General features: G+C 68.5%; 9 protein-coding genes. 6 read left to right on the top strand and 3 right to left on the bottom strand.

Translation table 11 applies throughout. The features are described 5' to 3' along the window. Nucleotides 1–2 precede the first annotated feature (2 nt). Together ABD768_RS28635 and ABD768_RS28630 are read left to right on the top strand one after the other, a co-directional pair. Nucleotides 3–875 carry a neutral zinc metallopeptidase gene (locus ABD768_RS28635; RefSeq protein ID WP_344845746.1) on the top strand — a complete coding sequence of 291 codons (873 nt, stop codon included), beginning with the start codon at nt 3–5 and terminating at the stop codon, nt 873–875. 9 nt (nt 876–884) lie between these two features. Continuing rightward, a complete protein-coding gene (locus tag ABD768_RS28630) occupies nt 885–2,282 on the top strand; it encodes a neutral zinc metallopeptidase (protein ID WP_344845744.1) in 1,398 nt (465 codons plus the stop codon). A 21-nt stretch (nt 2,283–2,303) separates the two neighbouring features. Here the strand turns inward: ABD768_RS28630 and ABD768_RS28625 are convergent, their stop codons facing one another. After that, nucleotides 2,304–3,989, bottom strand: coding sequence for a DUF2207 domain-containing protein (locus ABD768_RS28625; protein ID WP_344845743.1), 1,686 nt, complete (start codon nt 3,987–3,989; stop codon nt 2,304–2,306). Nucleotides 3,990–4,056: 67 nt separating this feature from the next. Here ABD768_RS28625 and ABD768_RS28620 point away from each other — a divergent pair, with 67 nt between their 5' ends. The 3 genes from ABD768_RS28620 (at nt 4,057) to ABD768_RS28610 (ending at nt 10,525) form a co-directional block, all read left to right on the top strand. Beyond that, on the top strand, nt 4,057–5,133 hold the full coding sequence (locus ABD768_RS28620) for a neutral zinc metallopeptidase (RefSeq protein ID WP_343969718.1): 1,077 nt from the start codon (nt 4,057–4,059) through the stop codon (nt 5,131–5,133). 107 nt (nt 5,134–5,240) lie between these two features. Beyond that, the gene (locus tag ABD768_RS28615; RefSeq protein ID WP_344845742.1) at nt 5,241–9,179 is read left to right on the top strand and encodes a Pls/PosA family non-ribosomal peptide synthetase; all 3,939 of its coding nucleotides are present in this window, start codon (nt 5,241–5,243) and stop codon (nt 9,177–9,179) included. Continuing rightward, a complete protein-coding gene (locus ABD768_RS28610; RefSeq protein WP_343969724.1) occupies nt 9,179–10,525 on the top strand; it encodes a M1 family metallopeptidase in 1,347 nt (448 codons plus the stop codon). The genes ABD768_RS28615 and ABD768_RS28610 overlap by 1 nt, the downstream gene beginning before the upstream one ends. Here the strand turns inward: ABD768_RS28610 and ABD768_RS43165 are convergent. Next, nucleotides 10,488–11,261, bottom strand: coding sequence for a sensor histidine kinase (locus tag ABD768_RS43165; RefSeq protein ID WP_425558458.1), 774 nt, complete (start codon nt 11,259–11,261; stop codon nt 10,488–10,490). The genes ABD768_RS28610 and ABD768_RS43165 overlap by 38 nt on opposite strands. Before the next feature lie 466 nt (nt 11,262–11,727). Further along, nucleotides 11,728–12,390 carry a response regulator transcription factor gene (locus ABD768_RS28600; protein WP_344845740.1) on the bottom strand — a complete coding sequence of 221 codons (663 nt, stop codon included), beginning with the start codon at nt 12,388–12,390 and terminating at the stop codon, nt 11,728–11,730. Between the two features lie 118 nt (nt 12,391–12,508). Between ABD768_RS28600 and ABD768_RS28595 the strand changes: the two genes are divergently transcribed. After that, on the top strand, nt 12,509–12,886 hold the full coding sequence (locus ABD768_RS28595; RefSeq protein ID WP_344845739.1) for a hypothetical protein: 378 nt from the start codon (nt 12,509–12,511) through the stop codon (nt 12,884–12,886).

Raw genomic sequence — 12,886 nt, 5'->3', positions numbered from 1 at the left:
GAGTGGCGGTACTCGTGGTGACGGTCGCTCTCGCACTCCGCGAGAGCGACTCGTCTGCTGCGGCCCCGGAGCCTGGTGCCGGCCGCGCGGCGCCGCTCGGTACGCCGGACGACAGCACCGCCGGTACTCCGCAGTCACAGGCTGCAACCAGAACCGTGACCGCCGATGCGCTCTACGCGACCGGGCCGCAGAAGACGGTCGGCTGCCAGGAGCCGCCGGTCCCGTTGAGCAAGCAGGCCAACGTCAAGCTGTACTACTCGAACGTCGTCGCCTGCCTGAGCAAGGCGTGGGCGCCGAAGGTCCAGGCCGCCAAAGACACGTTCGCGGCGCCGCGGCTGGTCTTCTGGACCGGTGTGACCCAGACGCCGTGCGCGGCCGGGTCGACGGTGTCGTTCTACTGCGGGACGAGTGAGACGCTCTACCTGAAGTACACCGACGACATCAAGCTCTGGAGCCGCTCGCCGGACGCCGCCAACCGGGCGTTCACGCGGATGTGGGCGACCTACACGGCCGGGCACGAGTACGCGCACCACGTGCAGCAGCTCACCGGCATCCTGACGGCCGCCCGGCAGCTCCAGTACGACGCTCCGGACCAGGACGCGCGGCTGGAACTGAGCCGGCGACTCGAACTCCAGGCATCCTGTCTGAGTGCGGTCTTCGCCGGAGCGAACCAGAGCAGTTACGGGATCACCGGTCTGGACCTGACGATCTACCAGAAGTACGTCCAAGGGCAGACCGGGGACGAGAACTTCCGCGGCGGGCCGCGGGACCACGGCGCGCGGGCCAGTCACCAGTACTGGACCGGGCGCGGCTTCACCACGCTGGACAGCGTCAGCTGCAACACGTTCACGGCTACGGCCGGCAAGGTTTCGTGAGGAGTATCGATGTCGGACAACTGGACTCCACCCCCTGGGCGGAACCCGAACGAGCCGGATCCGGAGGGCGAACAGCCCACCGAACCGGCCAAGGGGCCTGCCCGCAGGGATGGCCAGTCGCCCCTGTGGTGGACCGAGTCCACCGAGAAGCAGAAGGAGTACCTCCAGCCCGCCCCACCCGGCGAGCCGACCCCATTGGTGGGCCCACCCGGCTCACGCCAGAACAACCTCACCTGGAACCTCCCGCCCTACTCCCAACCAGGCGCCACCCCACCCCGCCGCCCCACGGGCCCCAGCCAGCCCACCCCCGGCCAAGGGCAGCAGCCTCGTGCGCGGCACGCTGGACCGCCGCCGGGCGGTGTGCCGCCTGAGGGGTTGCAGGGGTTTGGGCAGCCGGTGCAGCAGCCGCAGACTTGGCAGTACCCGCCGATTCCGATCCCGCAACCGCCGGGCCCGGGCCGCCGGCGGAAGCCTCGCCGTGCCTCCAAAGGGTTGCTGATCGGTCTTGTCGTGCTCGCCGTGCTCATTGTGGGCTCAGGCGTCACGCTCGCGCTCCGGAACACCGGCGACGACAACACACCCGCCGCGGTGGACACCCCGACGGCGGCGCCTTCGGAGACGCCCTCGGCGACCCCGTCCGCCACGCCGAGCACCAGCGCCTCGGCCACCCCGGGCGGACCGCCCACGGTCGACGAGATCGTCACCACCAGCCGGCTATACAGCAAGGTCGGCGCGCTTACTCCCACGCAGTGCCTCGAGCCGAAGGTGCTCCCGAACACGTTCGCCGGCGCCAAGGCGTACTACAACCTGATCGTGCCGTGCATGAACCGCACCTGGTGGCTGGCGATGAAGAAGGCGAGCCTGCCGTACCGCGCGCCGAAGCTGGTCGTCTTCGTCGGCCCGATGAAGACCGTCTGCGGCGCGGAGAAGGGCACCCGCGCCTTCTACTGCGGCACCAACGAGACCATCTACATGCCGTACGCCGTCGGGCTGAACTACTACAAGCGCAACCCGATCTCCGGTCGCGTGTGGATGATGACCACGATCGCCCACGAGTACGGCCACCACGTGCAGAAGCTGGCCGGCATCTACGCGGCCTCGCTCTCCCGCCAGGTCAACGCGTCCAGCCCGGCCGCACAGCTCGCCGAGAGCCGCCGCCGCGAGTTGCAGGCCTCCTGCTTCGGCTCGGCGTACCTGGGTGCGGCAGGCGCCTACATCCCGCTCCGCGGTCCGTTGCTCAACACCTGGAAGGTACTGGTCGCCAACACCGGCGACGAGTTCTCCCGGCCGCGCATCCGCGACCACGGCGCCAAGCTGAACAACAACTACTGGTCGCTCCTTGGCTTCAACACCAAGGGACCGTCCAGGTGCAACACCTTCACAGCGAAGACAGCACTCACCAACTGATCACCGCGGCGGTGCGCCGGCTCAGAAGAGCCGGCGTGCCGTCGACAGGTGGCCGCCGAACGCGGTGACAAAGTTCGACAGCGACTCACCGATGTCGGACAAGTGCCAGTTCTCCGGACCGGAGTACCACCCGATGCCGGCGTCCGGGTCGTCGTCATCGTCGGTCGCTGCGATCTCCAGCGCCCACTTCTCGGTCAGGCCGAGCACAGCGGCGTACGGCAGGCAGCGCGAGGCGAACTCCAGCCGGTGGCTCTGCGGCAGGTCCGCGGACGTCTCGTTGGTCAGGTACTGCTGCAGCCCGGCAACTCGGCCCAGTACCGCGGCACCGCGAGCAGTGCGCGCCGGAGCGACTTGACCGACCAGTGTCAGCGCCAGCCCGGCCAGCATCACCGCGAAGCCGACCAGCCCGTACTTCGTGGCGATGGCGAGCACGATGGTCAGCACCACCCCGGCACCCAACAGGACTAGTCCAGCTGTGGTCCACCGGTTGCGCACGGCGTCCGGCCGGCTCGCGAACCAGCCCTGCGTGACGACATCGGCGTACAGCTGCTCGCGGACCAGGTTGAGCCGCGACCGCAGTCCGTGTCCGAGCGCGGACACCTGGACGGTCTCCCCTTCGGCGAACACCGCGTCCAGCAAGGCCTTCTCGTACGGCAGCAGCTCCGGGCCGCCCGCATTGAGCCGGCGCAGCTCCCAGTCCAGCTTGCCGAAGTGCGTCTCGCGTGGCAGCTCCACGATCGTCAAGTAGTTGCGCACGGCAAGGTCCAGCAGCGTCGCGGTGATGTCGACGACGTCGGCCGTCTCGTCCACCACAGTGCCGACCTGGCCCGGCCGGATCCCGTCCGGCGCCGCGAACTGCGGTCCGTCTGCCCCGTCGAGCACCGGCCGCTCTGGCGCACCAGGGCCGACCTTGCCCGCGTCACGGCCGCGCAGGAACCACAGTGCCGCCGCACCCAGTACGCCGAGGCCGAGGAGCAGCACGCTCAGGCCGATCGTCGACTTGTCGAGCGTGAACGCGTTGCCCAGACTCCACCGGGTCTTGAACTCCGCGTTGGGCTTCACCGTCGCCTGGTCGCTCAGGCCGGTGAGGAAGGTCAGGTGGCCACCCGCCGGTACGCCGTTCTGCTCGATCTCCAGTGCGGCCGACTCGGCCAGCTGGGAGGAAGTACAGGGCATGCTCGAGCCGACCCGGCCGGCGATGCAGGTCACCCAGCTCGCGAACGGGACGCTGACCGAGATGGTGGCCTTCGGGATGCTGGTGCCGAAGCCCTGGACGATCGGCCAGCTCACCTCGCGGCCCTCGATCGAGTCGGCGACCACGTTGCCGACCTCGTAGCTGTAGACGACTTCGGCCTGACCGGACACCTTGACGCTGATCCGGCGGCCGTCGTCGACGCTCTTGTCCTCGAAGCCCTGCGCGGGCTGGCCGTTCACGGTGGCCGAGACGTTGCGCAGCTCGTAGGTGCGGTCCTCGGTCGCGTTGGCACGGACCCGGGTGGTCAGGGTGCGGGCGAAGGTGTCGCCGCCTGCGGTCAGATCGACCGTCTCCTTGACCTTGAGGACGCCGTCGCCGGTCAGTGACGCCTCCGCGGCGTACCCGGTGATCTGGTCGTCCGCGGCGTGCGCGGGCAACGTGCCGAGAGCAACCATGGGCACTGTCAGAGACACGAGCAGGGCGGCCGGCAAGAGGCGGCTCTTCAGTGACATGGGTCGAGAGTAGTCTCGTGCCGGTTCGACCAGCGAACTCCCACATCGAGCTGAAGGGGAACGACACGTGAGCACCCCGTACGGGTACGGCGGCCGCCCCCAGGACCGGGTGGGACCGCCTCCGGGCGTACTGCCGCCGCCGGTTGCGCAGTACCCGCAGCAGTATGGGCAGCCTCCGTACGGGCAGCCGTACTACGGGCCTGGGCCTGGGCAGTTCAACGGGTTCCAGCCGCCGCGGCGGCGGGGTAGCGCTATCCGGCTGGTGCTGATCGGGTTCTTCAGTGTCGCGTTCCTGGGGATCGCGCTGAGCGTGGTCGGCGTACTGCTCACCGGCGGCAACAGCTCGGCTGCCGGCGGTGGTGGTCCGCAGATCAGCAGTGGGCCTTCGGTGGTACCGACTGCCAAGAGCAACGCGCCCAAGGGGTCTGCTGAGGAGTACCTGCTGAACGCGCCCATCTACAAGGTCGGTGGGCTCGGCGAGCTGGACTGCAAGGCCGAGGACCTCGGCGACGGCAGCCTGGCCGCGCAGAAGGTCTACTACGAGAAGCTCTTCAAGTGCCTGAACGACGCCTGGCGTCCCGCCTTCGCCAAGATGGGCAAGCACGAGCCCGACCCCGGCCTGGTCGTCTTCGACCAGCCCGTCGACAGCCCCTGCGGCCACTTCGCGCCGCTGTCCGGGCGGGTGCTGGCGTTCTACTGCTTCGGCAACCACGTGATGTACACCGACGTACAGCAGATGAACAAGGCGTTCGGCCCGAAAGAGGACCTCGCCTACCTGATGACGATCGCCCACGAGTACGGCCACCACGTCCAGAGCGTCTCCGACCTCTTCTACGCCCGCCAGGCCTACCTCGCCGACCACCCCGACGAGAAACTCGAAAGCTCCCGCCGCAACGAACTCCAGGCCTCCTGCTTCGCCGGCGTCTTCAGCCGCGCGATCGAGAAGTCGTACCCGTTCACCGCGCGCCTCAAGGAGTTCGAGTTCCAGGCCAGCAACAGCTTCGGCGAAACCCCCAAAACCCCGGAAAACGAACGAACCCACGGCCTGGCCACCAGCCAGGGCTACTGGATCGTCAACGGCCTCAACGTAGGCGAAACCAAAGCCTGCAACACCTACGCCGCCAGCCAATCCCAAATCAGGTAGACCAAGTCACCCCGCCGGCCGAGCAACACGTGTGGGAGCGCTGTATTGCGTTCATATGTTGGTGTTGCGTTGGTGGGGTGGACAACTGGGCGGCGTATTCTTCGGCCGTGACTTTGCGACGGGGGGACAGCGCTCCGCCCGAGCGGACTCTGGTTGATGTGCTGCAGGCCAGTGCTGTGGGTTTTCCGGATGAGCCGGCGCTGGATGACGGCAGTGTGAGTTTGAGTTATCGCGAACTGCTCGGGCAGGTGACCAAGTTCGCCCGGCGGTTGACGGATCTCGGGATCGGGCCGGGTGACCGGGTCGGCGTGCGGATCTCGTCGGGGCACAACGATCTGTATGTCGCGATTCTCGGGAGTCTGCAGGCCGGCGCGGCGTACGTGCCGGTCGACGCGGATGACCCGGAGGAGCGCGCCGAGCTGGTGTTCGGAGAGGCGCAGGTCGCAGCGATCGTCACCGACGACCTCGAGATCACCTCGACCAGGCCCGCACCGGCGCCAACCACAGACCCCGCGGAAGCAGCGGACGGCGGCTACGACTTCCCGTACTCCGCCCGGATGGACTCGGACGGTACTGCGCCCGCGGGACCAACCTCCCGCGGTGACGGCCCCTCACCGGACGACGACGCCTGGATCATCTTCACGTCGGGCTCGACCGGCGTACCCAAGGGTGTAGCCGTCACCCACCGATCAGCAGCCGCCTTCGTCGACGCCGAGGCGCGGATGTTCCTGCAGAAGGAACCGATCGGCCCCGAGGACCGCGTGCTGGCCGGCCTGTCCGTCGCATTCGACGCCTCCTGCGAGGAGATGTGGCTCGCCTGGCGGTACGGCGCGTGCCTCGTCCCCGCACCCCGTTCGCTGGTGCGCAGCGGTATGGACCTCGGCCCCTGGCTGGTCGCGCAAGGCATCACCATCGTGTCGACCGTCCCGACGCTCGCCGCCCTCTGGCCGTCGGATGCACTCGACAACGTGCGCCTACTGATCTTCGGTGGCGAGGCCTGCCCGCCCGAGCTGGCCGAGCGCCTCGCCACCCCGGACCGCGAGGTCTGGAACACCTACGGCCCCACCGAAGCGACCGTCGTCGCGTGTGGAGCCCAACTGACCGGCGAAGGCCCGGTACGCATCGGCCTCCCCCTGGACGGCTGGGATCTCGCAGTAGTCGACAGCGAAGGCAACGAGGTAGCAGAAGGCGGTACTGGCGAGCTGATCATCGGCGGGGTCGGGCTGGCCCGCTACCTCGACCCGGCGAAGGACGCGGAGAAGTTCGCCCCGATGCCGTCGCTCGGCTGGGATCGCGCGTACCGCAGTGGCGACCTGGTCCGCAACGAGTCCGAGGGCCTGGTGTTCATGGGCCGGGCCGACGAGCAGATCAAGCTCGGTGGCCGCCGGATCGAGCTGGGCGAGGTGGACGCGGCCCTGCAGGCACTACCCGGAGTCAGCGGCGCAGCAGCCGCAGTACGGGCCAGCGCAGCCGGTAACCAGCTACTCGTCGGATATGTCGTACCGGACGACCCCGAGACCTTTGACCAGAAAGCTGCCACCGAGCGACTAAGGGAGGCCCTCCCAGCCGCCCTGGTCCCGCTACTGGCCATCACGGACACTCTGCCGACCAGGACCTCCGGCAAGGTCGACCGCAACGCACTGCCCTGGCCACTGCCCGGCATGGACACCGACGGCCCACCCGCTGAGCTCGACGGGACAGCAGGCTGGCTAGCGGAGCGCTGGACGCAGGTACTGGGAGCAACGGTCACCGGGGCCGACAACGACTTCTTCCTGCACGGTGGTGGCAGCCTTGCCGCGGCACAGCTGGTCTCGAAGCTCAGGGAGAAGTACGCCGAGGTCACTGTCGGCGACATCTACGAGTACCCCCGACTAGGCGCACTCGCCGACCGCCTCGACGACTTCAAGGCATCCACCGTTCCCGTGGAGATCCGCGAGGTCCGGCTGACCCCACCAGGCACCCAGCTCCTCCAGACCGCGCTGACGCTGATCCTGCAGACAGTGGTCGGCGTCCGCTGGCTGGTCTGGCTCTTCACCCTTAACAACCTGCTGGCACTGACCGACGGCCCGCACCCGTGGATGCGCACTGTCTCGTGGTGGTGGATCCTGGTGGGCTGGCTGATCCTGATCACGCCTGCCGGCCGCATGGGCATCGCTGTCGTCGGCGCTCGCATCCTGCTCAGAGGACTGAAGCCCGGCATCTACCCGCGCGGCGGGAACGTACACGTCCGCCTGTGGGCAGCAGAGAACCTGGCAGACGCAGCAGGCGCCGCCAACCTGGCCGGCGCGCCCTGGATCGCCTATTACGCAAGGGCTCTGGGCGCGAAGATCGGCAAGGGCGTGGACCTCCACACCCTCCCACCCGTCACCGGCATGTTCACGATGGGCCGTGGCGCGTCGATCGAACCAGAGGTCGACCTATCCGGCTACTGGATCGACGGAGACCGGCTGCACGTCGGTACGGTCACCGTCGGCGCCGAGGCGGTCGTCGGCTCCCGCAGTACTCTCCTGCCGGGCGCAGAGATCGGCCGCAACGCGGAGATCGCCGCAGGCTCGGCAGTCTCGGGCAGGGTCCCGGCAGCCGAGCGCTGGTCTGGCTCCCCCGCGAGCAGGGTCGGCAAGGCCAGGCACCCCTGGCCGGAGGAGCGCCCGGCCCGCGCACCGCTATGGGTGCTCGCGTACGGCGCCGCATCCGCCTTCATGTCGCTACTGCCCCTCGGCGCGGCGGTCGTTGCGATTCTCGTACTCCGCAACGCCGTCACCGGCACCACGTCCCTCGGAGACGCCGCACTGCACGCGCTGTATGCGATCCCCTTGATGACCCTCCTCGGCTTCATCACTCTCGCTCTGCTGACCGTGGTCATCGTCAGACTGCTCGGCATCGGCATCAAGCCCGGCCACTACCCGGTCCGCAGCCGCATCGGCTGGCAGGTGTGGGCGACCGAGCGACTGCTCGATTCGGCCCGCACCCTCCTCTTCCCCCTGTACGCAAGCCTGCTGACACCTTGGTGGCTCCGCGCGCTCGGCGCCAAGATCGGCCGCGACGTCGAGGCCTCGACGGTCTTGCTGCTCCCCAAGATGACCACCGTCGGTGAGGGCGCGTTCCTGGCCGACGACACCATGATCGCGTCGTACGAGCTGGGCGGCGGCTGGCTGCACGTGGCCGGTGCCAAGGTCGGCAAGCGGGCCTTCCTCGGCAACTCGGGGATGACCGCACCCGGCCGCTCCGTCCCGAAGAACGGCCTGGTCGCTGTCCTCTCGGCGGCTCCGAAGAAGTCCAAGGCCGGTACGTCGTGGCTCGGCAGCCCGCCGGTGAAGCTGCGCCGGCAGGCCGTCGACGGTGACCAGAGCCGCACCTTCAACCCGCCACTGCGCCTCAAGTTCGCCCGCGCCGCCGTCGAGCTGTGCCGGTTCGTCCCGATGATGTGCACGGTACTGATCGCACTCGGCGTGCTGTTCGCCCTGCAGGGCCTGGACCTGTGGCTCGGACCGGTGCCGACGATCCTGCTGTCCGGCGCCGTGATGCTCGTCGCGGGAGCCGTGGCCGGCGCGATGGCGACCGTCTCGAAATGGGTCATCGTCGGCCGGACGCGGGCGGTCGAGTACCCGCTGTGGAGCAGTTTTGTTTGGCGCAACGAGGTGGTGGACACCTTCGTGGAGATGGTCGCCGCTCCGTGGTTCGCGAACGCCGCCGCCGGTACGCCGGTCCTGGCGCTCTGGCTGCGTACCCTCGGCGCCAAGATCGGCAAGGGCGTCTGGTGCGAGACGTACTGGTTGCCCGAGGCCGACTTGATCACACTCGGCGACGGCGTCACGGTCAACCGCGGCTGTGTACTCCAGACGCATCTGTTTCACGATCGCGTGATGTCCATGAGCACCGTAACCTTCGGGGATGGGTCAACCCTTGGGCCGCACGGCATCATCCTCCCCGCTGCATCGATCGGCGAAGGCGCTACGATCGGTCCGGTGTCTCTGGTGATGCGCGGAGAGAGCGTTCCGGCCGGGTCCCGCTGGGCCGGCAATCCGATCGCGCCCTGGCAGGGTTGATGGTTGCCCGTGACAAGGGCCAACCGGGTGAGGACAGCGCCGGTGACCCCTATGTACCGACCCACGGCAACGGTGGCTACAAGGTCGAGTCGTACGAGCTGGACCTCGACTACCGGCTCAACAGCAACCGCCTGAGCGGCAAAGCCACCATCACGGCCGTGGCGACCCAGGCGCTGTCCCGGGTGAGCTTCGACCTCACCGGGCTCCGGGTGGCGAAAGTGCTCGTCAACGGCCGCCGTGCCGGCCGGTACGCGCACCGTAACGGCAAGCTGCACATCTGGCCGTCCCCTGCGCTCTCCGAGGGCTCCGAGTTCGTCGTAGACGTCCAGTACTCCGGCAACCCGGCCCCAGTCGACAGCCCCTGGGGTGAGCTCGGCTGGGAGGAGTTGACCGAGGGCGTGATCGTCGCGAGCCAGCCGAGCGGCGCGGCGACCTGGTTCCCCTGCAACGACCACCCCAGCGACAAGGCGCACTACCGGATCACGATCACCACCGATTCGCCGTACCACGTGGTGGCGAACGGGCGGCTCGTCTCGCGCCGTACCAAGGCCAGCCGGACCAGCTGGGTGTTCGACCAGGCTGCCCCGATGGCGACGTACCTGGCGACCGTACAGATCGGCCGGTACGACGTACTGGAGCTGGCCACGTCTCCGGTGACCATGCGTGGCGTACTGCCCTCGTCGCAGATGCGTGACTTCCGCTCGGACTTCGGACGGCAGCAGGACATGATGCGGCTGTTCATCAAGCTGTTCGGCCCGTACCCGTTCGGCAGCTACACGGTAGTGGTGACGGATGACCCGCTGGAGATCCCGCTGGAGGCGCAGGGCATCTCCGTGTTCGGCAGCAACCACGTGGACGGCCGCCGCGGCGCTGAGCGGCTGGTGGCACATGAGCTAGCCCACCAGTGGTTCGGCAACAGCCTGACGCCGTCCAGGTGGCAGGACATCTGGCTGAACGAGGGGTTCGCCTGCTACGCCGAGTGGCTGTGGTCGGAGGAGTCCGGCGGGCTGACGGCGTCCCAGCAGGTCTCCAAGGCCTATAGCCGGTTGCGCGGGCTGGACGAGGACCTGCTGCTCTCCGACCCGGGACCGGACCTCATGTTCGACGACCGGCTCTACAAGCGCGGTGCGATCACCCTGCACGTACTGCGCCTGCAGCTGGGCGACGAGGCGTTCTTCGAGCTACTACGCACCTGGACGCGGACCCACCGGCACGGTTCGGTCACCACGGAGGACTTCATCGCCCTCGCCTGCACCTTCACCGAAGACCAGAACGACGTACTAGCCCTCTTCGCCGTCTGGCTCGACGCTACTGAGCTCCCCGCCCTCCCACGCCGCCGCCGCTGACTCTGGCGGGCAGCGTCAGGCGGAAGAGCGCTCCGCCGGTGGGGTTGTCGTGGACTGTGAGCGTGCCGCGGTGATGGCGGGCGATCTCGCGGGCGATGGCGAGGCCGAGGCCGGCTCCGCCTTCGTCGCGGCTGCGGGCGTCGTCGAGCCGGACGAAGCGCTCGAAGATCCGCTCCCGCTCGTACGCCGGTACGCCCGGCCCATCGTCAATCACCTCCACCAAAGCCGACGACCCCTCCCGCCGGACCACAACCCGCACCTCGCCGGCCGCATGACGCCGGGCGTTCGCCACCAGGTTCTCGACCGCCCGCCCCAACTGCTTCCCCGATCCACCGACCATCAGCTCTGGCGGCGTCTCGACCTCAACGCCAGGACCGGCCACCTCCACGCCGGCCCCCGCCGCCTCGCGGACCACCGCGACGAGGTCGACCGGCGTGTCGGCCGGAGTCTCCGGCTCCGCGTCGAGTCTTGCGAGCAGGAGTAGGTCTGCCGCGAGGGACTGCAAGCGGACAGTGTCGTCGACCATGCCTTCGAGGTCCAGCAACTGTGGGTGCTCGACGGCGATCTCGAGTTGGGTGCGGAGCGAGGCGATCGGATTGCGGAGTTCATGGGAGGCGTCGGCGACGAATCTGCGTTGCCGCTCGACCGCCTCGGCGACCGGGCGCAGCGAGCGATGCGCGACCAGCCAGGTCAGGAAACCCACCAGAACAAGGAGAATCGGCAACCCGCCGATCATCCCGAGCCGAACCGTCCGGACCGCACTCCGCTCGGTCTCCAACGAAGCCGCGACGTAGACCGTGACGGGCTTGCCAGCCACCACACTGGGCGCCTTCGCTGCCCATCTGTACTGCTTCGCGGGGACGGGAGCCGGCCCGGTGACCTCAGCCGTCTTGGGGTCGGCGACCGGCTGGACTCCTACCGACGCAACTGGGATTAGTTCCGAACCTTTGCTGGCAGCAACGACTTTGCCTTGCTCGTCCTCGACCTGCACCGGAGCGGCCGCATGGGTGACCTCCTCCAGGGCCACCCCGGACCTCAACGCCTGCGCAGTACGATCCGCCTCGGCGGCGGCTTGCGCATCGGCCTTGTCCGCAAGGTCGTTCTCGAGCAGATGGAGGAGGGCGAAGCCGGTCGCGACCAGCGCGACCGCGACCACCAGGGTCGCGCCGAGAGCCGCCCGGATCGGTACGCCGGTGAAGAATCTACGCACGGTCCACCAGCCGGTAGCCGGCTCCGCGCACGGTTTCGATCATGGGTGCTCCCAGCTTGCGGCGCAGTGTGCTGATGTAGACCTCGACGATGTTCGGATCGCCTTCGTAGGCCAGATCCCAGACGTGTTCGAGGATCTCGGACTTGGAGACGACGTCGCCGGGGCGGACGACGAGTTGCTCGAGCACCGAGAACTCCTTGGTGGTCAGGACGATCTCGTCGCCTGACCTGATGACGCGGCGGGCACCACGGTCCATGGAGAGGTCGCCGACTCGTAGTACCGGCGAGGCGCCGCGGCCTTGGCGGCGGAGGAGTGCGCGGATGCGGGCTCGGAGTACGAGGTAGGAGAAAGGTTTGGTCAGGTAGTCGTCGGCGCCGGCGTCGAGGCCCTCGGCTTCGTCGTACTCGCCGTCCTTGGCCGTGAGCATCAGGATCGGGACGTCGTTACCGGCTTCGCGAAGGGCCGCGGCGAGCTTGTAGCCGTTGACGCCGGGCAGGTTGACGTCCAGCAGGAGCAGGTCGTACGGCGTGATGGTTGCCCTGTGCAACCCCTCGGCGCCGTCGTAGCAGACGTCGACGGCGAACCCCTCGGCCGTCAGCCCGCGGGCCAGTGCGTCGGCCAGTCGTCTCTCGTCCTCCACGATCAGCAGCCGCATACAGCGAGTATTGCCGACCGGTCCTGAAGAGGCCTTCAGGCTTCAGCTTGGCTTCAGGAACGATCGGCGACTGTTGCCCACGTCAATCAACTTCCCGATGACGAGGAGAACGACACAGATGAAGCGCAAGATCCTGATCGGCGGCATCGCGGCCGTCACGTTGCTGACCGCGACCACCGCCTCCGCCTTCGCCGCCAAGTCGCCCGTCCCTACCCCCGCACCGGCCCAGGTCACCAAGGCCAGCCCCGGCAAGCTGGTACCTGTGACAGGCGCGGCAGTTACGTCTGCTCCGAAGCCCGGCAAGGCGGTCGCGGTGGCCGGACAACTGCAGGCGGTCCCGACGAAGGGCGGTAGGACCGAGGCCGCTCCGGCAGAGCTCAAGGCTGTCCCGGTCAAGGGCGGCGTGGTCAAGGGCGGGGCCGTGACGCTCCTTCCGCGGGAGGGGGTCAAGGTCACCAAGGCCGTCCCCGCCGTCAAGGCGGTACCGGCCAAGTAG

The sequence above is a fragment of the Kribbella ginsengisoli genome, assembly GCF_039537185.1.
GTDB classification, from domain to species: Bacteria; Actinomycetota; Actinomycetes; order Propionibacteriales; family Kribbellaceae; genus Kribbella; species Kribbella koreensis.
Note: the sequence above shows the minus strand (reverse complement) of the source record. Positions and strands in the feature narration are given on the sequence as shown.

Bases quoted from the DNA above. Each gene is read 5' to 3' on its own strand.
- ABD768_RS28625 (WP_344845743.1), bottom strand. From the start codon at position 3,989: ATGTCACTGAAGAGCCGCCTCTTGCCGGCCGCCCTGCTCGTGTCTCTG.
- ABD768_RS43165 (WP_425558458.1), bottom strand. From the start codon at position 11,261: ATGATCGGCGGGTTGCCGATTCTCCTTGTTCTGGTGGGTTTCCTGACC.
- ABD768_RS28630 (WP_344845744.1), top strand. From the start codon at position 885: ATGTCGGACAACTGGACTCCACCCCCTGGGCGGAACCCGAACGAGCCG.
- ABD768_RS28610 (WP_343969724.1), top strand. From the start codon at position 9,179: ATGGTTGCCCGTGACAAGGGCCAACCGGGTGAGGACAGCGCCGGTGAC.
- ABD768_RS28595 (WP_344845739.1), top strand. From the start codon at position 12,509: ATGAAGCGCAAGATCCTGATCGGCGGCATCGCGGCCGTCACGTTGCTG.
- ABD768_RS28600 (WP_344845740.1), bottom strand. From the start codon at position 12,390: ATGCGGCTGCTGATCGTGGAGGACGAGAGACGACTGGCCGACGCACTG.